Source organism: Lewinella sp. W8, assembly GCF_004375085.3.
In the GTDB taxonomy this organism is placed as follows: Bacteria; Bacteroidota; Bacteroidia; order Chitinophagales; family Saprospiraceae; genus Neolewinella.
Genome location: NZ_SNAQ03000005.1, coordinates 224952 through 248434, shown reverse-complemented (window position 1 = coordinate 248434; position 23483 = coordinate 224952). Strand labels below are relative to the sequence as shown.

At 55.1% G+C, this 23483-nt stretch carries 26 protein-coding genes and 1 tRNA gene; 19 read left to right on the top strand and 8 right to left on the bottom strand.

Annotated elements, in window-relative coordinates:
• The 5 genes from E1J53_RS08215 to E1J53_RS08195 form a co-directional block, all read right to left on the bottom strand.
• Entirely contained in the window at positions 1 to 1314 is a 1314-nt protein-coding gene (locus E1J53_RS08215) for a DUF2254 domain-containing protein (RefSeq protein WP_134272277.1), read from the bottom strand.
• 66 nt (positions 1315 to 1380) lie between these two features.
• A complete protein-coding gene (locus tag E1J53_RS08210) occupies positions 1381 to 1797 on the bottom strand; it encodes an HPP family protein (RefSeq protein ID WP_134272278.1) in 417 nt (138 codons plus the stop codon).
• Positions 1798 to 1938: 141 nt separating this feature from the next.
• Positions 1939 to 2820: a hypothetical protein gene (locus E1J53_RS08205; RefSeq protein ID WP_134272279.1), complete on the bottom strand. Its 882-nt coding sequence runs from the start codon at positions 2818 to 2820 to the stop codon at positions 1939 to 1941.
• A gap of 113 nt (positions 2821 to 2933) precedes the next feature.
• Positions 2934 to 3419: a YkgJ family cysteine cluster protein gene (locus E1J53_RS08200; protein ID WP_134272469.1), complete on the bottom strand. Its 486-nt coding sequence runs from the start codon at positions 3417 to 3419 to the stop codon at positions 2934 to 2936.
• Complete coding sequence (locus E1J53_RS08195; RefSeq protein ID WP_134272280.1) at positions 3416 to 4321, bottom strand: thymidylate synthase; 906 nt, start codon at positions 4319 to 4321, stop codon at positions 3416 to 3418. The genes E1J53_RS08200 and E1J53_RS08195 overlap by 4 nt, the downstream gene beginning before the upstream one ends.
• Before the next feature lie 110 nt (positions 4322 to 4431).
• On the opposite strand from E1J53_RS08195, the gene E1J53_RS08190 reads away from it, so the two are divergent.
• The 15 genes from E1J53_RS08190 to E1J53_RS08120 all read left to right on the top strand — a co-directional run bounded on the left by E1J53_RS08190 (position 4432) and on the right by E1J53_RS08120 (position 18888).
• Positions 4432 to 5304: an SDR family NAD(P)-dependent oxidoreductase gene (locus tag E1J53_RS08190; protein WP_134272281.1), complete on the top strand. Its 873-nt coding sequence runs from the start codon at positions 4432 to 4434 to the stop codon at positions 5302 to 5304.
• A 169-nt stretch (positions 5305 to 5473) separates the two neighbouring features.
• Positions 5474 to 6787, top strand: coding sequence for a dicarboxylate/amino acid:cation symporter (locus E1J53_RS08185; protein WP_134272282.1), 1314 nt, complete (start codon positions 5474 to 5476; stop codon positions 6785 to 6787).
• 169 nt (positions 6788 to 6956) lie between these two features.
• Complete coding sequence (locus E1J53_RS08180; RefSeq protein WP_134272283.1) at positions 6957 to 7310, top strand: DUF5655 domain-containing protein; 354 nt, start codon at positions 6957 to 6959, stop codon at positions 7308 to 7310.
• A gap of 78 nt (positions 7311 to 7388) precedes the next feature.
• Complete coding sequence (locus tag E1J53_RS08175; RefSeq protein ID WP_134272284.1) at positions 7389 to 8591, top strand: serine hydrolase; 1203 nt, start codon at positions 7389 to 7391, stop codon at positions 8589 to 8591.
• Between the two features lie 30 nt (positions 8592 to 8621).
• Entirely contained in the window at positions 8622 to 9221 is a 600-nt protein-coding gene (locus tag E1J53_RS08170; protein ID WP_134272285.1) for a hypothetical protein, read from the top strand.
• Between the two features lie 139 nt (positions 9222 to 9360).
• Positions 9361 to 11127, top strand: a complete 1767-nt coding sequence (locus E1J53_RS08165) for an OmpA family protein (protein WP_134272286.1) — start codon at positions 9361 to 9363, stop codon at positions 11125 to 11127.
• A 289-nt stretch (positions 11128 to 11416) separates the two neighbouring features.
• Positions 11417 to 12754 carry a M24 family metallopeptidase gene (locus tag E1J53_RS08160; RefSeq protein WP_134272287.1) on the top strand — a complete coding sequence of 446 codons (1338 nt, stop codon included), beginning with the start codon at positions 11417 to 11419 and terminating at the stop codon, positions 12752 to 12754.
• Positions 12755 to 12908: 154 nt separating this feature from the next.
• Positions 12909 to 13409 (top strand): hypothetical protein, encoded by a 501-nt coding sequence (locus tag E1J53_RS08155; RefSeq protein ID WP_134272288.1) that lies wholly within the window; start codon positions 12909 to 12911, stop codon positions 13407 to 13409.
• A gap of 209 nt (positions 13410 to 13618) precedes the next feature.
• Complete coding sequence (locus tag E1J53_RS08150; protein ID WP_134272289.1) at positions 13619 to 13954, top strand: 2Fe-2S iron-sulfur cluster-binding protein; 336 nt, start codon at positions 13619 to 13621, stop codon at positions 13952 to 13954.
• An 89-nt stretch (positions 13955 to 14043) separates the two neighbouring features.
• A tRNA-Met gene (locus E1J53_RS08145) sits at positions 14044 to 14116 on the top strand.
• A 160-nt stretch (positions 14117 to 14276) separates the two neighbouring features.
• On the top strand, positions 14277 to 14618 hold the full coding sequence (locus tag E1J53_RS08140) for a 2Fe-2S iron-sulfur cluster-binding protein (RefSeq protein WP_134272290.1): 342 nt from the start codon (positions 14277 to 14279) through the stop codon (positions 14616 to 14618).
• Between the two features lie 60 nt (positions 14619 to 14678).
• On the top strand, positions 14679 to 14924 hold the full coding sequence (gene iscX, locus E1J53_RS08135) for a Fe-S cluster assembly protein IscX (protein WP_134272291.1): 246 nt from the start codon (positions 14679 to 14681) through the stop codon (positions 14922 to 14924).
• Positions 14925 to 14939: 15 nt separating this feature from the next.
• Entirely contained in the window at positions 14940 to 15473 is a 534-nt protein-coding gene (locus tag E1J53_RS08130) for an HAD family hydrolase (RefSeq protein WP_134272292.1), read from the top strand.
• 60 nt (positions 15474 to 15533) lie between these two features.
• Entirely contained in the window at positions 15534 to 16319 is a 786-nt protein-coding gene (locus E1J53_RS08125; protein WP_134272293.1) for a T9SS type A sorting domain-containing protein, read from the top strand.
• 256 nt (positions 16320 to 16575) lie between these two features.
• A complete protein-coding gene (locus E1J53_RS08120) occupies positions 16576 to 18888 on the top strand; it encodes an ATP-dependent helicase (protein WP_134272294.1) in 2313 nt (770 codons plus the stop codon).
• Here E1J53_RS08120 and E1J53_RS08115 read toward each other — a convergent pair.
• The 3 genes from E1J53_RS08115 to E1J53_RS08105 form a co-directional block, all read right to left on the bottom strand.
• On the bottom strand, positions 18885 to 20084 hold the full coding sequence (locus E1J53_RS08115; protein WP_134272295.1) for a 1,4-beta-xylanase: 1200 nt from the start codon (positions 20082 to 20084) through the stop codon (positions 18885 to 18887). The two genes, E1J53_RS08120 and E1J53_RS08115, sit on opposite strands and share 4 nt — an antisense overlap.
• Positions 20085 to 20136: 52 nt before the next feature.
• Entirely contained in the window at positions 20137 to 20352 is a 216-nt protein-coding gene (locus tag E1J53_RS08110) for a PspC domain-containing protein (protein ID WP_134272296.1), read from the bottom strand.
• Positions 20353 to 20429: 77 nt separating this feature from the next.
• Entirely contained in the window at positions 20430 to 21032 is a 603-nt protein-coding gene (locus tag E1J53_RS08105) for a pseudouridine synthase (protein WP_134272297.1), read from the bottom strand.
• A gap of 100 nt (positions 21033 to 21132) precedes the next feature.
• Here E1J53_RS08105 and E1J53_RS08100 point away from each other — a divergent pair, with 100 nt between their 5' ends.
• From E1J53_RS08100 to E1J53_RS08085, 4 genes are all read left to right on the top strand, one after another.
• Complete coding sequence (locus tag E1J53_RS08100) at positions 21133 to 22107, top strand: mechanosensitive ion channel family protein (protein ID WP_134272298.1); 975 nt, start codon at positions 21133 to 21135, stop codon at positions 22105 to 22107.
• A 56-nt stretch (positions 22108 to 22163) separates the two neighbouring features.
• The gene (locus E1J53_RS08095) at positions 22164 to 22622 is read left to right on the top strand and encodes a hypothetical protein (protein WP_134272299.1); all 459 of its coding nucleotides are present in this window, start codon (positions 22164 to 22166) and stop codon (positions 22620 to 22622) included.
• 73 nt (positions 22623 to 22695) lie between these two features.
• Complete coding sequence (locus E1J53_RS08090; protein ID WP_134272300.1) at positions 22696 to 22905, top strand: DUF2945 domain-containing protein; 210 nt, start codon at positions 22696 to 22698, stop codon at positions 22903 to 22905.
• A 49-nt stretch (positions 22906 to 22954) separates the two neighbouring features.
• A complete protein-coding gene (locus tag E1J53_RS08085; protein ID WP_134272301.1) occupies positions 22955 to 23467 on the top strand; it encodes a hypothetical protein in 513 nt (170 codons plus the stop codon).
• Positions 23468 to 23483 lie beyond the last annotated feature (16 nt).

The window sequence follows — 23483 nt, the reverse complement described above, 5'->3', positions numbered from 1 at the left end:
CTAGCTGGTTTTCGCCAGCGCCGGGGTGAGGTTCCTTCGGTGGCGATAGAGGTCCTCCGCCAGTACTTTACGGTCAATCGGATTGCTTACCGTCTGGTTTACGTCCGCCAGGACCGCCTGAATCTCCCGGTTGATGATTCGAAGGTGATTGGGAGAGTCTGCGGCCAGGGCCTTCAGCTGAAACAGTAGGATAAATAATTTGCGACAGACCAGAACGTCCTCCCGGGCATAATTACGAATGGCCTGTAGGCAGGCATTCAGGATTTCCCCGAAGGAAAAGGTGGCTTTCCAGACATCACTGCCGTCCGGAGATTTGTAGTGGTTATTCACGGGTAGCAGCATGACCTGGTGCAGGCAGGAGGTCAGTCGGTCAAGGGCGTCCAGCGCGGTGCCGGGATCGTTAATTCCTGGCGACATGGCCTTGACGGCAATTTCGGTCAGGAGTTTTATTTGTGGCAGGTACCAATCGTCAAAGCGCACGGTTACGGGAGCGACGGCATCCAGAACCGCTTCCCGCTGCTCCGCCGCGAGATCTTTCTCGGAAAGGATGATCGGTAGCCCCCGGGTAATGTACTTGCCCCGGGGAAGGCAGAGGAAAAAACGGGTGTCGGTGGCTTTGGCCAACTCCGATAGCTGGGTGAAATTTACGGTCCCGACGAAGCCATTGATGGGCGCGGCAATGGGCGTCCATTGCGCCAGCGTTTCCGGAGGAGGCAGGTGACTGAAATTTTCTTTGTTCTTCTCATTTTCCAGTAGCTGTTCGCAGCGATCCCCCAGGTAGTTGATGATGTTGGTTACCTGAATCTTGTCGGAAATATTGGTCACGAAATATACGAAGAGCACCAGGCAGACGATCCCGAGGATGATGCAGGCCAGCACCGAGATATTGGGCACGTAGGTTCCCTCGTCGCTGCGGATACTCAGCAGTACCATCACCGAAAGGATAATCACCGAAAGGTAGGTGCCCATGACCAGTTGCAGGGACCGGTCACTGGTGAACCTGGGGAGCAGGCGGGGACTGTAGATGCTGGCCACCTGATTGAACAGGGACATCATCTGGGTGAACGTAAAAACCGTCAGGGTGATCAAGCCGCCGATGAGCACGCTCAGTACGGCGCGTGCCGTCGTCTGAGAACCTACCACCAGGGAGGGGATTTCCGACTCCAGAGATTGGCTCCAGTTGGTGTTGACCTCCAGATTGAACAGGATGACGCCCAGTAGAATGGCGGATGCGATCATGGGAACCGGCAGAAATGCCAGGCTCCTCAGGGCATGTTTGAGTATCGTCCTAAGTTGATACAGCAGGGAAGACATCAGCGTAGTCTTTACCCTAAAGCGTCAGGGCAGAAAGAGATGTTCGGTGCTGCCTGGTAAGCAGCCTTACGATCGTCGGGATTTCTTACTGGGTGTTGGTGGGTTTTTGGCCACAAAGCGGTGATTTTCCACCAGTTGCATCAGGTCAAAGGCGCTGATGATGCCACTGACTTTCCCCTCGTGGGTAACAATGAGATGGTGGATACGATGGTTGCGCATTATTCTGGCGGCAATGTGCACGTCGGCGTATTCCGGGACGGTGTACACCTTAGTGATCATGACGTCCGAAAGCGGCGTATTAAGATTCTTTTGTTTCAGTACGTCGGCGGAAGTTACCAGTCCCAGTAAGTCACGCTCATTGTTAATGATCGGGATCGACTTGATGTGGTGTTTCTGCATGAGGTCTCTGGCGTGGCCAACGGATTTGTGAGGAACGGTGGTGATGACCTGATCGACCATCAGGTCATGTACTTTGGCATTCATAATTAAGGCACTTAAGCGACGGCTGTCGCGGTGAAGTGCAGCCAAGATCGTACCGGAATATTCTCCGGGAGCTGATGAAGGTCAGCGGTAAAACTGATGCTGGTCACGTCTAATACCGGCCAGAATCACGGGCCACATTGATCAGCGCGTCGTATCGATAAAGATGCCCAGGGAGAATGCCGGAGCGGCGGCGATGATTCGCCCGCTGATGGCGGTGGCGGCCCCCGCACTGAGGCCCAGCCGGTCCGTCAGGTAATAGTTTATCTCACCACCGAGGCTCAGGTATTCAGCGTTATTACTGAAAATGCTGGTGGAAGTCGTGGTTTCGGCGGTTTCTCCGTTGAAGAAGGATTCACTGCCCTGCAGACGCCCAATGATCCAGAGCTTACTTCCGGACAGCCCAACGCCCACGTCCATGCCGTACCGGAATTCATCACTGAATCCTCCCGACCGGTTGTTCACACCCAGCATAACGCTGCTGTAGAGCTGGGTGGATTTGCTGAGCTGAACGCTGGTACCGGTCTCGGCGTAAATTAACTGGTTGAATTCACCGTCTCCGGTTTGGAGGTTTCCTAATTCGCCACCGGCAGCTTCGCCCAGCGGAAGCCCCAGGGTCAGGCCTACCGCAACCGGCCATTTGGCACCGGGGGAAGACAGGGCATAGCGTATTCCGAGTTCAGCGTCTCCGATGGTGTTGATCTCGTCCCCGGGGACAATAATGTTTCCCCGGGTGCCGGATACCTGATTGTTGATGGTACTGCGACTGAACAGGGGGAGGTTCATTACCCCCGTAAGTCGATCCGAGAATCCGTGGGTGGCAAAGATGGTGGTGTTGTAAAGGCCAATGGTGGCGTTCGGGTCCAGTTCTCCCGTGCTGCTGTAGTGTTCGTCAAACCGAATCCACCATTCATACAACTTATAATAACCCTTTCCCTTCCCCGGCGGCCAGGGGCCGGCGGAAAGTGCGGGGGAGGTCAGCAGAAAGGCGAAAAGGAGCAGCCAGCCGGGTTGAAGTTGCCGCATGCTAGAGTGAGGATAGGTTGGATGGATTCTTGTCCTAAAGGTAATTCGTTCTTCGGTTTTCCCCGGAAAACCCTCCGCTTTCGCTGGTGGGGCGACAGTTCGGCCCTTTTTCCCTACCGGCCCGCCGTCCGTAGCCTACGGACAACCTCGCCTACGGCCGGGCAAACGAGGGTATTTCGCAGGGTGAGGGGAAGAATCTGAAGCATGTTTTTGCGATCCGTGTGGGGATATTCCCGACAGGCCCGGGGCCGGGCCGCATAGACGGAGCAGTAATTATCCGGGCCCAAAAATGGGCAGGGGGCCACGTTGAGCACGTAATCGCCCTCGGCGTCCAGATGCAGGTGTCTTTCCACCAGTTCGGCTGGTCGGATACCAAGGTGCCGGGCCAGTCGGTCAATGTCGACGTCCCGGAAAATCGGACTAGTCGTCTTACAACAGTTAGCGCACTCCAAACAATCCAGTTCGGCAAACACCTCCTCGTGATTTTGGTGGAACTGCTCGTCGAGATCCCTGGGAGGGCGGGCCTTTAGCCGGGAAAAGAATTTCTTATTGGCCTTGTGTTCCTGCCGCGCCAGTTCGAGTCGTTTGTCCACCATCATACGGCTACCGGTGCTGGAATTCTGGGCCACGGATCGTAACCTTCCAGGATGATGTCCTCGAAGGAGAGATCGAAAATTCCCGGGGCGCCTTCACGTACCCGTACGGTGGGTAAGGGGCGTTCTTCGCGACTCAATTGAAGCGCTACCTGGTCCATGTGGTTGTTGTAGAGGTGAGCGTCCCCGAAGGAGTGGACAAAATCACCGAGGCCAAGACCACACTCCCGAGCCACCAGCAGGGTCAGCAGCGCATAACTACCGATATTAAAGGGTACACCCAGAAAAACGTCAGCCGAGCGCTGGTAGAGATGGCAGCTCAATTTGCCTTCCGCTACGTAAAACTGGAAGAGCGTATGGCAGGGGGGAAGGCCGGATTTAACCATTTCGGGGATGTCCACCGGGTTCCAGGCCGTAATGATGTGCCGCCGGGAGTTCGGATTCTTTTTGATGGCTTCAATGGTGTCCCGGAGTTGATCCACCCCATTAAAATCCCGCCACTGCTTGCCGTAGACCGGACCAAGATTTCCCCATTGACGGGCAAAATCTTCGTCTTCCTTGATCCGCTGAACGAAGTTTTTTAATCCTTCCTTCCATGCGTGAGTATGCTTACGGGGAGCATCGACTCCTTTGGTGACTTCCAGGTAGTGTTGGTAAGGCCACTCATTCCAGATCTTCACCTTATTCTGTACGAGATAGCGAATGTTGGTTTCTCCGCGGATGAACCAGAGCAATTCGTGCACCACCCCTTTCCAGTAAACCTCCTTGGTCGTCATCAGTGGGAAGTCTTCGGTGAGGTCGAAGCGCATTTGGTACCCGAAAACGGAAATCGTGCCCGTTCCGGTACGGTCTTCTTTTTTGACGCCTTTCTCAAGAATGTGTTCCAGCAGATCGTGGTATTGCTTCATGTCGGATCAGTCACGGGGATGAAATATTCGCGGCCCAAAGCTAAGGGATGATGAACTAAATTTCAGTTTGGCCTATTTACGGTGTACTAATCCAAATGAGTGCAGCAGACATGAACTATTTACCCTTCGCCGGAAAAACGGCAATCGTTACCGGTGCCGGCACCGGCATTGGCTTTGAAATTGCGAAACACCTTGTTCTTGATGGCGCCGCCGTAGTGATCAATGATCTGGACCCCGACCTGGCCCACTACGCCGCGGACCAACTAAATACCGAAGAAGACCAGCGGGCTTTCGCCCTTCCCGGCGATGCCGGAAACGTGGATTTTATTCGGGAAATGGTGGAATTCGCCAGTGATATACCGGACCATCGTCTTGAAATGGTGGTCGCCAATGCGGGACTGACCGAATTCGGCGATTTTTTTGATTTTGCTCCCGAGAGCTTTGAGAAGGTCGTTAACCTGAACCTTCGGGGTTCCTTCTTCCTGGCACAGACGGCGGCCCGGAAAATGAAGGACGGGGGGCACGGCGGTAATATTGTCCTGATTGGCTCCAACGTGGGCGAGCGGGCCTATCCGAATCTGGCCGCCTACGGGATGTCCAAGGCCGGTATCTCCATGTTGGTCAAGCAGTTAACCCTTCCTTTGGGACCTCTGGGCATCAGCGTAAACTGCGTTTCTCCCGGGGCTACCTTAACGGAACGGACGGCGCTGGAAGAGGACGACTACGCCGGAATCTGGGCCAAGCTCAATCCCAACCAACGGGTCGGTCGCCCGGAAGACGTAGCGCACACCGTCTCCTTTATTCTCAACCCGGCCTCTCGCCACATTACCGGTCAGACGCTGTTGGTGGACGGCGGCTGGACGGCCACCGGGCCAACCCCGGACCTCATTCAGCGGGCCGAAAAAGGGTTTCCCGAACTGGGCAAAAAACTGAATGGCAACAAAGCGCCATCGATCAACGGCCACCGGATGGCCGCGCGATAAAGACTAGCGATTTTCTTAAGCATTGATGGGCCGCGGAAGTTTTTCCGGGCCCATTTTTTATGTAGGGTCAGGAGGCCAGCACCGTAGCACCCGATCCCGAACCTGATTTGCCCGGCTTTTTGGCAATACGCTTCCCTTGGCGGTATTTTCCGGCCGCAACACTTCAATTATGAGAAAATTAGCGCTCCACTGGCAAATTTTGCTCGGCATGCTCGCCGGGGTACTCTTCGGTATCCTGGCCGCCCAGTTCGGCTGGGACCAGTTCGTCAAGGACTGGATCAAACCCTTCGGTACGATTTTCATCAACTCCCTGAAACTGATCGCCATCCCCCTGATCGTGGCCAGCCTCATCAAGGGCATCAGTGACCTGAAGGACATCTCCAAGTTATCCGCCATGGGCGGTAGGACCATCGGCATCTACATCCTGACCACCGTGGTGGCCATCGTCGTAGGGTTGCTGTTGGTAAACATCGTCGGTCCGGGTAAGGGGCTGGACGAAAGCACCCGGGATAGCCTGTTGAACGATTTTGCGGCTGACGCAGGTGCCAGGATCGAAGCGGCGGCCAAGCAACAGGAAGCCGGACCACTACAGGCGCTGGTAGACCTGGTGCCCGACAACATCATCGCCGCCGGATCCAGTAACGGCAATATGCTGCAGGTGATCTTCTTCGTGATCTTTTTTGGGGTTGGCCTGATCCTCATTGATCCCAAGAAATCCAAGCCCGTAAAGGACTTTTTTGACGGCGTGAATGAGGTGGTTCTTAAGCTTATTGACCTCATCATGCTGGCGGCGCCCTACGGGGTATTTGCCCTTTTGGCCGCGCTGGTAGTGGAGGCCCCCAGCGCCGACCTCTTCGTCGCGTTGCTGTATTACAGCCTCTGCGTGCTTGCGGGACTGGCAATCATGATTGGCATTATCTATCCCACTTTGGTGAAGGTTTTCACCGGGAAAAGTCCGGGTTTCTTTTTCAGCGGTATCAGCCCGGCTCAGTTGCTCGCCTTTAGTACCAGTAGTAGCGCGGCCACCCTGCCCGTAACCATGGAAAGGGTAGAGGAGCACCTTGGGGTAGACGAGGAGGTGACCAGCTTTGTGCTGCCCATCGGTGCGACCATCAATATGGATGGCACCAGCCTCTACCAGGCCGTTGCCGCCGTATTCATCGCCCAGGCCTACGGAATGGACCTGACCCTGATGCAGCAACTGGGCATCATCACTACGGCCCTGGCGGCCAGCATCGGTTCGGCGGCGGTTCCCGGCGCCGGCATGGTTATGTTGGTCATCGTTTTGGGACAGGCGGGAATTCCCGAAGCCGGTCTGGCGCTCATTTTTGCCGTAGATCGACCGCTCGATATGTGCCGTACGGTAGCCAACGTTACCGGTGATGCCACCGTGGCGATGCTGGTCGGAAAATCGGTGGGTAAGCTCGGGACGCCGGAAGAGCGGAAACTCGACGACTACTACCAGCCGGAACCGGAAGAATAGGTTTCCACGCCAGTTGGCTGCGCTCCGGGGTGGCCGGTGTCTTTAACCAAAGGCACCGGCCACTGATTCCATGGCTCATCCTCTCTAGCCAGCCCTAAACGCCAAATTTTTTCCCGTGTGGACGTGTCCCCGATGTAATCGCCAGTTCAAGATCACGAACCAGTCACACATGTGTAGTGACCGGACGATTGATGACATCTTTGCCGGGAAGCCGGATAATTTATTGCTGGCCTTCGATGCACTCCTGACGGCCGTCATGCCCTGGGAACCCCAGACCGTCGGTGCGGCGGTGCACGCCATCGTATTTACCAATCGGAATGCCTGGCTCGTGGTCAAACCCATGTCCAAAGTACTCGATCTGAAGTTTTACTACGACAAACCGCTACAAAGTCCCTATCTGCACAAGGTCGGCCCGATGTACGGTAAAAAATACCCCCACCATATTCGGATCGCCAGCGAAGAAGACCTCAACGACGACATCGTCGATCTGCTTCGGTGGGGCTTCGATTTTGGGCTACGGTAAGTCTTCGCAACACCTATAAAACAACCCATCTGTAACAATTTCCCGGTACGAGTCGTGTTCCCGATAAAGCTGGTTCCCATGCAACACCCCGCGCTGATCCTATTTCTTCTTTGCTTTCCATACTGCTTATCCGGGCAGTCTCAAGCCGACCGGATTATTGATTCTCTTGACCGGGAATTGGTGGCGTTGGCGAAACAGCAACAGGTAGTTGGATTTGGTATTGCCCTGGTGAACGATGAGGGAGTACAGTTTGCCCGGGGATACGGATACGCCGATTGGGAGACCGACCGACCCTACACGGCCAATACCATCCAGAACATTGGTTCCGTATCCAAGACCTTTATTGGTACTGCCCTTCAACGCGCCGTGAACGATGGCCTGCTCAACTGGGAGGACCCCATCAATGATTACCTTCCCTTTGCGGTAAGCCATCCTCGCCACCCGGATCAGCCCATCCTGCTCCATCACCTGGCCAGCCATACGGCGGGTATCCGCGACGGAAAACAGTACGAATTGGCCTACACCCTCAATGAGCCCCTTAGTCTGGAGCGGGGGGCCGTCCGGGGACGAGAATTCCGAACGGCGAAAAAGTATGCCAGCCACGAAAAGATGTCACTGGAAGCTTTTTGCCGGGCATTCTTAAGCCCTACGGGGAAGTACTTTAAGAAAAAGAATTTTCGTAAAGCGGCTCCCGGAGCGTCCTACGCCTACAGTAACGTCGGTGCGGCCCTGGCGGCCCTCGTCCTGCAGGGGGCTACGGGTGTATCCTTTGAGGAATACACCCGTAAATACATCTTTGACGCCATCGGCATGGAAAATACCGGATGGCAGCCGGAGTCAGTAGACATGACGACCCACATCCAACACTACTTCAGCAATCGCCAACCCATGCCGCACTACGGCCTCAATACCTTTCCCGACGGCGGTTTGATGACCAGCGTCACGGACCTGGGAATTTATCTTTCCGCCACCAGCGCGGGGATGCAGGGAAGGGGAGACCTCCTGGCCGAAAGGGATTACGCCGACCTGATGCAGCGGTCGGTGCAAATCGAAGAAGGTGGAGATCGGTACGGAGGGTTCTGGGAAATGACGGACTCCGGCTTCGTTGGTCATACCGGGGGAGACCCCGGGATCGTGACGGTGATGTACCTGGAAAAGAAAACGGGATGGGGACAGATTGTCTTCTTTAACGGAGAAGCCAAAGATCAGGATTTTTATATGCAGGTATTTTTGAAACTTATTGAAACCAGTAGAAAACTGGCGCAGTTGAATACCCGTTGAATGGCAAAATTTCACCATTAACCCAATTTCATGCGGATTCTTTTTACCCTCCTCATCACCTTTACCCTTACAACCTTTTCCCTGGCACAGGAGTACGACACCTTCATTAGCGGAGATTTTTCGGCCTTCCTGCGTGGCGAAGACGATACGGATTCGAAAAACAGCTTCTTTCAATTCCGACCCGGCATCGGCAAGCAACTCAACCCCTCCTGGGCGGTAGGAGCAACCCTGAACCTGACGCACAGCCAAACGGTTTTTGACGGCATCAGTACGCAGGTCGGCAGCCGCCGCTTTCAGTGGGGCTTCGGCGTCTGGGCGCGCCGGAGTCTGAATCCTGATAATCAGTTTGTTGTTTTTTTGGAGCCGACCGTCTTCTTCGGGTCTTCTCGACTAAGTAATCTGCAGAGCAACGGAGATTGGGAAGCGGACGAAAACGCTCAAACGCAGGCTGGCGTAGGTTCCTCCCTGGGCTTGTTTTATCACGTATCCCCACGATTTCGACTCCTGACCCGCCTCGGTGGTCTTTCCGTGGAAAGATTTTTCGAAAATGGCCCCATTAACGCCTCCACTTCCCTTAACCTTAACTTCGGAATTCGCTCCGTTTCCTTCGGGGCGGAATACCTGTGGTAGAAAGTCGGATTTAGTGAATATATTGGTCACCCGTCAGGTCGAGCCCGGCGAGCATCCTTATAATCAAACCCTATCGTTAAGGCTTTTTGGTGCAACACTAAGGAGCCCTTAGCTAAAGTTCAAGTAAAAAACACCCAAGATGCACCGTATACTTCTACTCATGGCCTGCTGTGGCCTATTGCTCCCGTTAACTGCCCAGGAGGCTCCAACTATTACCTTCCAACACGCGGTATACTTTGCCACCGACGTGGATGAGCTGGATACGGAGGCCCGCGTCGCCATCGACGAACTGGCCGAACAATTGCGTTCCTACGCTACGTATTCGCTGGTACTGGAAGCGCACGCCGATGAGCGTGGGGCTACGGACTACAACGCCCGGCTGGCCGAACGCCGGGCGGGTAGCGTACAAGCATACCTCCAAACGCAGGGACTGACCTCCGAAGGCTGGGAAGTTCGATCCTTTGGCGAGCAGCAGGCCCGGCGGGGAAGCTGGGCGGAAGCGGATTTGCGGCAGGATCGTCGGGTAGACATTCGGGTATCCTACACCCCCTGGGAAAGCACCGCGGCCGCCATGACAACCGTCCGGGAAGCTCAGAAGCAGCGGATGGAGATCGATCCTACGGTACTCCAAACGATCAGTGGGGAGCAGGGAGGATTTTTCCTGCTGGAACCCAATGCTTTCGTTGATGAAAACGGTAACGCTCCTGCGGGTCCGGTTACCCTGGAACTGGTGGAAACCTACGCGATGGAGGATTTCCTCATTGCGGGCCTGACCACTACGGCCGGTGACCGCCTGTTGGAATCCGGAGGGATGGTAAAAATTACGGCGATCGACGAGAATGGGCGCGCCCTGCGTCTGGCCGAGGGCCAGACCATCCGGGCCATGACGCCCACCGATAACTTCAACGAACAAATGCGCATCTTCTCCGGGCGCAATCATGATGAGGCTACCGGAGCACCCACTGATTGGGAAGAAACACCTAACGGAGTACGCTCGGCCTTTGATGACCTTTTTTCCTTCCGGCTACCCCCTCCGGTAGTGTCCGTAGATGATCTCGTTCGTCCACTGATGAAGCCCTGGAAGGTTGCTAATCCCAAGCCCGAACAACCCGTGCTGCAGCTTCCGGGGCGCCGGGCCATGCCGGAGGCTCCGGACCCCGATAAGGTGTATTATCGGCCCCGGGGACTGGCCAAAATCTTCGGTAACAAAAAGAAAATTGCGGCAAAAAATGCGGAAAAATCCGCCATGCGGCAGGATACTTACCGTAAGCAGGTAAAGGCCTACCAGGATTGGAAAGTACGCACGGAAAAAGCGCGGGCGGAGTACGCCGTCAAAATGGAAGTGTATGAGGCGGACCTGGAGGTCTACGAGGTCGCCTTCCGGACGGAGTGGGAGCGCATCGCCAAAAAGGTGGAAGACAGCAACGCCGAACGCATTGCCGAACAGAAAGCTGCCCGGAAGGCGTGGGCCGATGAGCGCAAGGCGGCGTACACGGCTCATTTGGAGCGCGTTATGGCCAGTAACCTGAACGCCGGAACGGCCTCCCGTTACTTCTTTGCCATCACGGAACTGGGGTGGACCAACATCGACATCTACACCAGCGAGGACGACCCCATTGAGGTGCTGGCCCGCGCGGGTGGATCAGGTCGGGAAACTAACCTCATGCTGATTCCCGACGGCAGAAATTCCGTGCTGGCCTACAACGCGGGTGACGATGATCTCTGGAACCGTGGGGGCATCCCCCGCGGTCTGGGCTACCGGGTGGTGGCCATTCGGGTCTCCGAAGGGCAACTTCAGCTCGCCGAGCAGTACGTGGCAATCGCCGATGAGGACATCGTGGATCTTGAATTTCAGCCCGTTGCGGTTACTGAGCTTCGGGAAACGCTGGCGGGCATCATGGATTAGGGGCCCGGTGGGTTGTCAATACCACTTGCGGTAGCGCCGGATTTATCCGGCGAAGATGGAAGCATTCCAACGCTGGGTTTTGGCTCGATGCGGAGCATCTCGACCGGAGATGGGTGGATCAACATTTTGGCCGGTGGCAGGTGCAAAGCTTTTTGGAGCAGAGCCGGGTGTTTCAGAAATTCAGTTTGACGGGATTTTGTGCCCGGAAAAGGTAGGAGTATCCGATGCTGTAATGGCTCGGTGCGGAGCATCTCGACCGGAATTTCCGGTGAATGTGTACTTTGGCGCCATGAAAAATACCCTCTGCTTTCTGCTGTTGATGGCACTCCTGGCGGTACCCGGCACCTGCGTCCTCGCCCAATCTGAAATGCCCAAAATTCTATCTCTGGAGCAACAGGGAGCCCTGGAGGATGCCTGGCTGCAACGACGGGCGGAAACGGTATTGCCCGCCCTGATGCGGCGCGAAGGCATTGATATGTGGCTGCTCATCAGCCGGGAATACAACGAGGATCCCGTGCTGGAAACCATGCTGCCCAGCAAGTGGATGGGCGCGCGCCGCACGACCATGCTAGTGATTTACGACGACGGGGAAGGCCCCGTGGAGACGCTGGCCTGCGCCCGCTACGACGTCGGCGATGTATTCAAAAAGGCATGGGACAAGGAGGCCCAGCCCGATCAGTGGGCCCGGCTGGCGGAAATCATCGCGGAACGGGATCCGGGAAAAATTGCCGTTAACCGTAGCGTAGACTTTGGCCTGGCCGACGGCATCAGCGCCTACCACTACGAAAAGCTGCGGGAAAGCCTTCCCGCGAAATACGCCGACCGCATCGTTTCGGGAGAACGCCTGGCCATCGGCTGGCTGGAAACCCGCATCCCCGAGGAAATGGAGGTCTACCAGCACGTGATGCAAGTAGCCCACACCATCATCGAGGAAGCCTTCAGCGAGAAAGTGATCGTGCCCGGAGTGACCAGCACGGACGAAGTGGTCTGGTACATGCGGGAGCGGGTTCGTGCCCTGGGGCTCGGCATCTGGTTTCACCCCACCGTGGACGTACAGCGGGCCGAATCCGGTGAACTGTACGCCTTCAGTGGCCGGCCGGGAGCTACCGTCATTCACCACGGTGACCTGCTGCACTGTGATTTTGGCATCACCTACTGCGGCCTGAATACGGATACCCAGCACAACGCCTACGTCCTGCGCCCCGGGGAAACGGAGCTACCCGATTATCTGAAGGAGGCCCAGCGACAGGGGATGCAGATTATGGACATCCTGACCGACCAGTACGCCAACGGCCGTAGTGGTAACGACATTCTCAAACGAGCGCTGGCCGCCGGCAAGGCCGCGGGGCTACGCCCCACGATCTATACGCACCCGATCGGTTACCACGGCCACGCCGCGGGCCCCACGATCGGTCTGTGGGACCAACAGGGTGGGGTGTCCGGAAAGGGAGACTATCCGCTTTTCCCGAACACGGCCTACAGCATCGAACTCAATACCCGGGTGTACATCGAAGAATGGGGGAAAGATATTCGCATGATGATGGAAGAAGACGGTTTCTGGGACGGAGAAAGCTTCCGCTACATCGATGGCCGGCAGGAAACTCTTTACCTGATTCCGAGGCAGTAGGTTTTGCCATTAATTGCTGTAAGTCATTAGGTTAGCGAATTTTGTTAGGAGGCTGTTAAGGGTCTTAACCCTAGTTAAACTCCCACTAAATAGGCGGTTTGCTTAGGCCGAAACGGTGGTTGGTCCTGTCCTTTAGGGTAACAAACCAACCCTCATGCGTTATTCCCTATTGATCCTTTTCCTCCTCCTGTTTACGGACACCGCCGAGGCGCAGCGCGCCCGGGCACCCCGCCTGGCGGGGGTATGGCTGGAGACCAGCATTGGCCGAAGTGGCGGATTGATCGATCCCAGTCGCCAACCGAGAAGAAGTACCCTGATCCTGGATCGGGACGGATATTTTGAAGAAGTTCGGGCCGGGCGGTCCCGCAGATCCCAGGATCTGTTGTTCAGTGGCCGGTGGGACGTCGATTATCGCCGGGGTTGGCTTAACCTGTCCCTCGACCGGGGCGTTGCCCGGGGCAACGGCTACGGCCGTAACCGCAACACCTGCCCGCCTCCCGGACGGGGCCTTGGCCGGGGCCGCGGCCAGGACGTCGTGCGCTACGAGATTGTCTACAATGATCGGGATGAACTGGTGCTGCGGGACCGCCGCACGGGACGTAAGCGCGCCTTTGTCCGGGAGCGTGCCCGCAGGAATGAATACTATCGCCGATAATGGGAAGGAGGCTTGGGAGTTGCCGGCCGGCAACTCCCAAGCCTTTCATTTCCGCGCCGGACCCGCCGGGAGAAGTGTGATCGTCATCAGATGGTCTTTTTCTACGGCCCGGCGCTTTTTTGTGGTGGACCATGGGGTCAACCCTCCCATCCCCGGTGACGTTAATGTCGCGTTGTTTGGGCTATCTTCGCCCGCAAAATGCTGAAATCATGACCGAAGACGGTAACGTTATCATCACCGTGGTGGATCGTCAGGGAGAAGCCCACGAACTGGAGGCACCGACCGACATGAACATGAACCTGATGGAAGTTTGTAAGTCCTACGAACTGCCGGTGAAGGGAACCTGTGGTGGGATGGCGCTGTGCAGCACCTGCCACTGCTACGTACTGTCGGATAACGAGCTCCCCGAAATGGGCGACGACGAGGAAGACATGCTGGACCAGGCCTTTTTTGTGGAAGATAATTCCCGGTTGGGCTGCCAGCTTCGGATCACCGAGCATCTCGACGGACTGAAAGTTCAGCTGGCACCGGAGGCGGAAGATTAATTTTTGCCTTTTTTCAACAGAACTTTTGCGGTTTCAGAATTGTATATATCTTTGCAGCCCCTCAACGGAGGGTCACAAAAAATTAACATCGCGGGGTGGAGCAGTTGGTAGCTCGTCGGGCTCATAACCCGAAGGTCGTAGGTTCGAGTCCTACCCCCGCTACTATTAAAGCCGTCACTGGGTTTCCCGGTGGCGGCTTTCTATTTTGTGGAATGACGGATACTAAGTTTGGGCCTGGCCAAAAGGGCATTGTGCATCCCTCCCTCAACCAATTCCCCCCTTCGTGCATTTGCAATGCAAGACCCCCTAATTCAAGCAAAAAATGGCAACTGTCAAGTTTACCTTTGAAGACAAGAATATTGCCCCCAAGACGGTGGAAGACGTCCCGGTGGACATGAGTATTCTGGAGGTGACCGAGGAAAACGGTATTCACCTGAACCACAACTGTGGGGAGGTGTGCGCCTGCAGTACCTGTCACGTATACGTCCTCAGCGGCGATGACTCACTGGAGGAAATCAGTGACAAGGAAGAAGACTTCATCGACCGGGCCATCAACCCCACCATCGAAAGCCGCCTGGGCTGTCAGGCCGTCATCCTGGACGAGGATGCGGTCATTGAAGTAAAAATTCCCGACCAACGACAGATCATTGGTCACGAACACTAATGCGGTAGGGGCGGCCCCGCCCCGGTTCCGATAATCTGATCGCTACCTTATACTTTCAGCATGAGCTTTAAAGATTTCGACGATTTTCCCATCAACTGGGCCGACCATGAAGACATCGCCATGGCGCTCTACGACCGGTTCGGTGATGAGTTCACCGAAGGGAAAATTTACCGCATCCGGTTTACGGATTTACTGGAATGGATTCTGGAAATCCCCAACTTCCAGGGAACCCGCGAAGGTTCCACCGAAGAACACCTGGAGCAAATTCAGGCCAAGTGGGTCTACGAATGGCGGGATAACCAGTAAGGAACCCTTTACGCCATGAACGAACTCGAACGCTTCGCCGAAATCTCCACCTTCATTCTGGACGTCGATGGCGTGCTGACCAACTCCCAACTCCTGATTATGGAGAACGGCCAGTTATTGCGCCAGATGAACGTTCGGGATGGATACGCCATCAAACGCGCCCTGGATACGGGCTACCGGGTGTGCATCATCACCGGCGGCAAGAGTCAGGGAGTCGTCTCCCGCCTGCGCGGCCTGGGCGTTACCGATGTCTATTACGGTATTCACGACAAGGTGGAAGCCTATCAGGAATACCTGATGATCCACGACCTGAAGGACGAGGAGGTGCTGTACATGGGCGACGATATGCCCGACTACGAACTGATGCGCCTCGTGGGCTTTCCTACCTGTCCCAAGGATGCCTGTCCGGAGATTCTTTCCCTGTCGGCCTACATCAGTGGGGCCCGGGGTGGAGAAGGCTGCGTGCGCGACGTCATCGAGAAAACCCTGCGGCTCAACGGGGACTGGCGGCCCGTTGACCCCGAGGAAGATCTCCCCACCAGCGAATAATCGGGACTCCCACCAACGTAATGGTCCCGGGTTTCCGTCTAATAGTAAACCCCGATCACCATGCGTTACCTGCTTTTGCTAGCTCTCTTTGCTTTCGGTTATGGCCAGGCCATGGCCTGTAGCTGTTTTGGTCCGAGAACTTTCTGTGAAACCCTGTCGGGCTTCCGGGACTGGGATCCCGACCGGGGGGTAAATCTGGTGGAGGTTACCTCCTTCAACTACCGGGTGATCAACAACGACCAACTCCGGAACCAGCCCATGATTGACATCCGGATTGAGAAGGTCTTTTTCGGAACCATGCTGCCGGGACAACGATTCACCCTGCCGCTCCAGGACGGCGCAAACTGCCGCGACTGGGAAGGAAACTACCGGGGCGCCGATTCCTACATCCTTATTCTGGACAACACGGATTCCCCGCCCTGGGGGCGGGAGGGATCCGTGGAGGGTGCCTTTCCCTTTCGGAGCGTTACCTTTTGCGCCGTTCAGTCGGTTAAGGTGAACGGAAACCGGGTCAGCGGCGCCATCAGCGAAGGAGTGGAGGAAATGCCCTACGACCGCTTCTTCCTCAAGCTCAACGAATGCCTGGAGGGGGGCATCACCCCCGCCATTGATTTTACGCTCTTTCCCAACCCCAGTCCGGGGATACTGCGGATCAACCCGGGAAGCCTCGAGGTTGACGGGGTGAGCGTTTTTGACATTACCGGCAGGCTTATTTATCACGCTCCGGAATTTGAGATGATCAATTCCTCCCCGGGCATCGACCTGAGCGACCAGGCCCCCGGCATCTATCTGGTTCGCCTGCTGGTGGGGGAAGATCAGGTGACCCGGCGGGTGATCCTGCGGTAGCCCCTGGTGTTCCCAGGACAAGATACGGGGCGTAGCAGCAGAAGCAGGAGGGCACGGCGTGCGGGTGCCAAGCGGGCACCGGGTGCAAACGTGGCACCTGCACTCCGTTGCCCAATACCTGAAAATAAGCGTTAAGCTCATCCCGTTAGCCGCAGTACATTTTTGGGGATAAGAAAAAAAATGAAATATTTTGTGGTTTTTCGGGGCTAATCTTGCCTTCGGTAGTATCTTGGCAGCTAGTCAATTTTAGTACTTCATGTCCCATTCTTCCGCGCCCCGGCCACCGCACTACCTCGATGAACTCAATGACGTTCAGCGGGCCGCGGTGAAGGCAACGGAAGGCCCCGTCCTGGTGGTGGCCGGGCCTGGTTCCGGAAAAACCAGGGTCCTCACCTACCGGATTGCGCACCTCATCGAACAGGGGGCTGCTCCCTGGGAGATTCTGGCGCTGACCTTCACCAACAAGGCCGCCCGGGAGATGAAGGAACGGATCGAAAAGGTAGTGGGACCCCGGGCAACCCGCATCTGGGCCGGCACTTTTCACTCCCTGTTTGCCAGAATTCTGCGGGTAGAGGCCGAGCACATCGGCTACCCCAGCAATTTCACGATTTACGACTCCGACGACTCCAAAAGCCTGGTGGGGCAAATCATCCGGGAGATGTCCCTGGACAAAAACGTCTATCAGGCCAACGCCATCAAGAACCGCATCTCTTCGGCCAAGAGCAGCCTGATCACGCCCAAGGTCTACGAGAAAAACGAAGAGTTGCTCGCCCAGGATAAGCAGGCCAAGATGCCGCTGGTGCACCGGATCTACACCACCTACGTGGCCAGGTGCAAGCAGGCGGGCGCCATGGATTTTGATGACCTGCTCTTTCGCCTCTACGAACTCTTCCAGAACCATCCTGAAGTGGTGGACAAGTACCGGAAAAAATTCCGCTACGTTCTGGTGGATGAGTTTCAGGACACCAACACGCTGCAGTACGCCATCGTCAAGCGATTGGTCATGTATCCCAACAGCCCCCGCAACATCTGCGTGGTGGGCGACGACGCCCAGTCGATCTACGCCTTCCGCGGGGCCACGATCCAGAACATCCTGGATTTCGAGCAGGACTTTGCGGAATTCGGTATTCAGACCTTCAAACTGGAACAGAACTACCGGAGTACGGAGAACATTGTTTCGGCCGCGAACGCCGTGATCAGCCACAACCGGCGGCAAATTCAGAAGAAGATCTGGAGCGACCGGGGAGACGGGCAGAAAATCAAGGTCATCCGCTGCGTGGATGATAACGAGGAGGGTAGGAGAGTAGCCGATACTATTCTGGAACAGAAGAACCGCTACCACCTACAGAACGGTGAAATTGCCATTCTCTACCGGACCAACGCCCAGTCGCGGATTTTTGAGGAACGGCTCCGGCATCACGGCATTCCTTACCGCGTGTACGGAGGTCTGAGCTTTTACCAGCGTAAAGAAGTAAAGGACCTCGTGGCCTACCTCCGCCTGGTGGTTAACCCCAACGACGAGGAAGCCTTTCGCCGGGTCATCAATTACCCCAAGCGGGGAATCGGGCAAACGAGTGTCGGGAAAGTCATTGACTTGGCCCGCCAGCAGAGTCTTTCCCTGTTTGAGGCCCTGAAGCATACCGCCCTGCCCAACCGCACCCGACATGCCGCCGATGGCTTTATTGATCTGATTGAAAAGTCACGGGCAAAAATCGACAAGGCCGATGCTTTCGAACTGGCGGACTTCATCGCCAAGCGGTCCGGCCTGGTGGACAATCTCCGTAAGGACGTATCGATTGAGGGGATGGGGCGGCAGGAAAACCTGCAGTCGCTACTGGACGGTATCCAGTCCTTCGTGGAGGAAGACACCTTAATTGATACCGATACGCTACCGGACAAGAGTCTGGCCACCTACCTCCAGAACATCGCCCTGTTGACCGACTTCGATAACGAGAACGAAAACAGTACCGACGTGGTGACAATGATGTCGGTACACGCCGCCAAGGGGCTGGAATACCGCTCGGTTTTCGTGGCCGGCCTGGAGGAAAAGCTCTTCCCCAGTTGGATGAGTATGGATACGATGGACGGTCTTGACGAGGAACGTCGGTTGTTCTACGTAGCGATCACCCGCGCCAAAGAGTTCCTGACCATCACCTACGCGAACACCCGCTACCGCTTCGGGAAGATGACCATGAACGAGCCCAGCAGGTTCCTGGCGGAAATTCCGGCGAATGCCGTGGAGAATACCAGCTACAGTCGTCGGTCCGCCGACCACGAATTTGATCCCCTAGCCCGCCAGCGGGCCCGGGTGACGGGCATTACTCCGGTTAGGAGCAAGGGCACGGCCCGCTTCGCCAAGCCGGTGGTGGACCCCGCTTCCTTTAAGCCCAGCCCGATCGACGAAATTGAAGTCGGGAGGAAAGTGCTGCACCTCAAGTTTGGCGAAGGGAAAGTAACCAAGGTTGACGGAGGTGCAGATAACCGGATCGCCACCATTCACTTCAGTGATCTTGCCCAGCCGGAGAAACGGATCATGCTGCGGTTTGCCAAACTGCAGGTGCTGGATTAATTCTGCTGTTTGTCGTTCTTTTCGGTGCTCAGTGCACTAATCAACGTGGCCTCCGCTGGATCATAAGGTGTCCCGTCGGGGTGAAAAACGTCATGAAACCAGCGATGAGGTTCGGCGACGAAGGTGGAGTCCCAACTTACCCAGGGGTAGATGGTCTGTGACTTTCCCGACACCAGGCCCCAGTTGTAGGCGCCGATATTACGTTCGGCCAGCAACGGCAGGGTATTGGCAAAGGTGGAGCCGTTGGTTCGGGCCATGTACTCCGTGCACAGTAGGGGGCGCTGGTATTCCTCAATCCGGGGTAGAAAGTCGGCATGGGCCTCCCCGCTTCCGTAGAAGTGGTAGCTAATAACATCGGAATTATTCAGCTGGAAGGTGTTGAAGGTGTTCAGGCTCCCATCGCCGTGAAACAGATCCCCAAACCAGACTCCGGTGGTTAGTGGCTGGCTGGGCGCAACCTTGCGCGCCCATTCGTAGCTTGCCCGCAGGAGGGGAAAAACCCGTTGTTCCTTATCGGAGACCTGCTCCTCGGCAAATTTGCCAAAGTTATGGTTGTCAGGTTCGTTGTAGAGGTCCCAGGCATAAATGCGCTCATCCTCACGAAAGTGGTTCAGGACGCCCTGAACGTAGGTCCTGAAGGTCGGGAAGTGCTCCTGATCGAGGGTGAGTTGCCGCTCGGGAGGACTCTGCACCCAGCCCGAATTGTGGGTGTGCGGAATCGGAGCCGGTTGCGGCCCGGTGCTGCTTTCCGGGTTCCAAACGGAGTCAAAGAGAACAAAGGTGGTGGATATTCCGTGCCGATCGGCGATCGTTAGGTATGTTTCCATGCGATCAAGGAACCCCAGGCTGTCCTGCTCCCAGAGCAGATTGTGTAGGTAAACTCGCATGGAATTCATACCAATGCTGGCCGCCCAGCCAAGTTCTTCGTTGATCTGGGCCGTATCAAAGCTGGTCGCCTGCCACATCTCCAGTTGATTGATGGCTCCCCGGTTATTGTAATTTGCGCCAACTACCCAGGGCCGCTCCGATACGTACTGGGCAATCCGGTCCGGCGACCATCGCCCCGGAACCGTGCCGGTATCCGGAGCCCATTCTTCCGCTGCCGCTACATCGGTGCGCTCATCGTGGGGAGCTTCCGAGCATCCGGAGAATAAACAAACAAGAAAGAGGAGAAGGAAAAGGGACAGTATGCGCATGACCAAATATATTCCATCTTCGGTTGCCCGAAAAAAGAAGTTACGATGGACATTATCCCAAAAGGCGCTGGCGTCCTTCCCGCATGTAGTTCCTGACGTTTAGCCAGAAGGCGGCAAAGAAATAGAAGAGGAGGGATGACCCCAGGGAAAGACAGGAGAGATAAATGAAGTACATCCTCACCCTGCTTCGGGGGATGCCCATGCGATCGGCAAGCCACGCACAGACCCCAAACGCTGATTGCTCTAATTTTCTCCGGAAAAACTCCATGATGGTGAGCGCCTGATTATTCGTTTAAAACTGCATTCCGAATTATTAAATAATTGAATTCGTGGAATGTTCAAAATTTAAGCAAGGTTGAGGTTCAGTTTCGAGAACAGAAACTCCCGCTTTACCTCCCGAACCGGGGCTTCGTCAAGGTCCTGCAGGGTCAGGTCTTCGATGGAAAACCTGATGAGTCGCAGGACGGGAAATCCAACCTGAGCCCACATTTTTCTGACCTGACGGTTTTTCCCTTCCGTCAGGGTAATGGACCACCAACTATCGGGTACGGTTTTTCTATAGCGGACGGGTGGCTGCCTTTCGGGAATAGACTGGAAGGTGGTGGAGGGTAGGGGAGCTACCCTCGTTTCTGCGCACGTCCACCGTTTCTTTTTCAATTTAATGGTCACGCCCGCTTCAAGCTGTTGGAGGGCCGATGAAGTAGGCTCTCCCTCTACTTGGACCCAGTAGGTTCTTGGGTGGTGGTGCTTCGGGTGCAAGAGTCTGGCGTTCAGGCTGGAGTCATCCGTCAGTATGAGTAACCCTTCACTATCGCGGTCCAGCCTTCCCACCGGATAAACGCCTTTGGGAAAGGCATGGAGGTCCCCCAGTACCGCATGATGATCGGCCTCCCGGGTAAATTGACTCAGCATTCCGTAGGGCTTATTGACGAGGAAGTAGTGTGGCATAGGACGGAGGGTAGGTGGTGATTTTTGCGATCAGACAGTGAACGGATACCGAACAAAGGAAACGAAAGTGGTGCTACAATAACAAAAGCAAACAGCGAATATGGTACTCTTTGAGGTATTTGGACTAACATTAGATTTTCAGCCACTTTTCGACGAACTGAAGAATTGGTGGACGGGGTTTCTTCAACTCCTGCCTAACCTTCTTGTCGGCATCCTGGTGGCTCTGGTCGGGATGGTAGTAACCCGGATGACCAAAAAGTACTTTGATCGCTTAGGGGCTAAACTGGTCAAGGATAAAATTTTGGCTAACCTACTCAGTAGCGCACTGACCGTTGCGCTCGGATTACTCTTTCTTTTTCTGGTGCTCTCCGTACTGGAACTTGATGGAACGGTGAAGTCCCTTCTGGCGGGTGCCGGGGTAGTTGGTCTGGCCGTTGGTTTGGCGTTTCAGGATCCTATCCTCAATTTCTTTAGTGGTGTTATCTTGACCGTAAGGCACCTATTTTCTCCGGGAGACATCGTTGAAATAGACGGATACTTCGGAAAAGTAAGACAGATTACGCTCCGTCATACCGCCCTGGAAACCTTTCAGGGCCAGGAGGTCCTTATCCCCAATAAAACGGTTGCCCAAAGCCCGATCAAGAATTACAATAAGCTTAATCGCCGGCGGGTAGATATTGCCTGTGGCGTCAGTTACGGAGACGACCTGAAGAAGGTAGAAAAGATTACCGTAGCCGCCATCAAGGACCAAGTGCCTCACGATACTGATAAACCAGTAGACCTCGTATTCGAGGAGTTTGGTGGCAGTTCCATTAACTACTCTCTACGTTTCTGGCTAACCCCTGAACAGCTGGCTCAGGGTGATTTTCTGGCCGCCCGTAGTAAGGCGATCATGGCGATCGTAGAGGCCTATAACGAACACGATATCATGATTCCGTTCCCGATCAGAACGCTCGATTTCGGGATCAAGGGAGGAGAAAAACTTTCCGCCATGCTGGCCTCCCGGATGAATGGAAAAAATAGAGAGGAGTCTTCCGAAAACCAACCACAGGAAGACCCCGCACACTACAACTAAATCATTTCGCCTTCGTGCGACAATGACCCATTACCAAAACTCAAAAACACGCAATTATGAATTTTCGAAATGTTTTTATGTTCCTTAGTCTCATTAGCCTGATCACCTTTACCAGCTGCGCTGACGGAAGTGCGATGGAGCAGGAGGCCGAAGAAATGGTGGCCGAGACGGAGAACGCCCTGGCCAACGTCAGTGCCGAAATTCGCGAAGAAAGCAATGAGCTGGCCGCCGAGATGTCCCGTGCGAAGGACAACCTTGACCAACGCCTTGAAGCAATCGAGGCTGAAATGGAAGGTGCTTCTGCCGAGGCAAAAGCTGAGCTTCAGGAGGAATACAACGAACTGGAAAAAGCATCCGAGAACCTGGAAGCCCGCATGAAGCGCGTTGGAAACAATATGGAAGCAGGCTGGAAAGACTTTAAGGGTGATTTTGCCCGCGGATGGAACAACTTCACCAGCGAAACCCGTAACCTGCTGGAAGAGATCGAAGCTGATCTCGAAGGTGAAATCGACTAATCAATTCTAAGAAAATGCTTGGCAATCAGGGAGCTTTTGCGGCTCCCTGATTGCCATTTTAAAACCAACAGAGATGATACGCACCGGATCAGTAGTAAAGTGGAAATGGGGCAACGGATACGCTGAGGGCAAAGTGCAGGAAACGTACACCGAAACCATTGAAAAAACGATTGATGGAAATACCGTCACCAGAAAAGGAGAATCTGGAAATAAGGCTTTATTCATCAAGCAGGATGACGGACAAGCAGTCCTCAAATTAGAATCAGAGGTAGAGAAGGTATAGCGCTGCCGGGATACCCCAACATTTATTTAACCAGGAAAATCAAATTTTTATGAAACCCCCATATGAAATCCGCCCGGAAGGCACCGAAGCCAGTCTCGTAACCCTGGCAAGTTTGCACAGTCAGAGTGCCACGGATTACCAACAGATCGCTGATGAAATTGCTGCGTTTTTTCCCGCCGGAGCAGATTATTTTAGTGAATTGGCTGCCTATCGGACCGTCTTGCAAGTGAAGCTGAATAAGTTGATTATGGATATGCCGGGAACTGCTCATACGCCAACAAAGAGTAGTATGAGTATTTTCAGGTCTAAGCGTTCCGCCGTAGTCCGCGCAATCGGAGAAAAGAATCTTTCCTATCTAGCGGACCTTACCATGCAGAATGAAAACGCTACCTTAAAGGCCTACCGGGAGATTTTGCATAACGATAAAGTATTGGATTTCGCCCGGGAAGTGCTGAACGAGCAACTGGAAACGGTCCTGGAATTTGTTCGCCGGACCGAACGATTCCGTACCGTGCCGCAACAACGTAATCTCGACGTCAAAACCCGGTCTTCTGACCTGTAGTCCGAGTTTGAATATT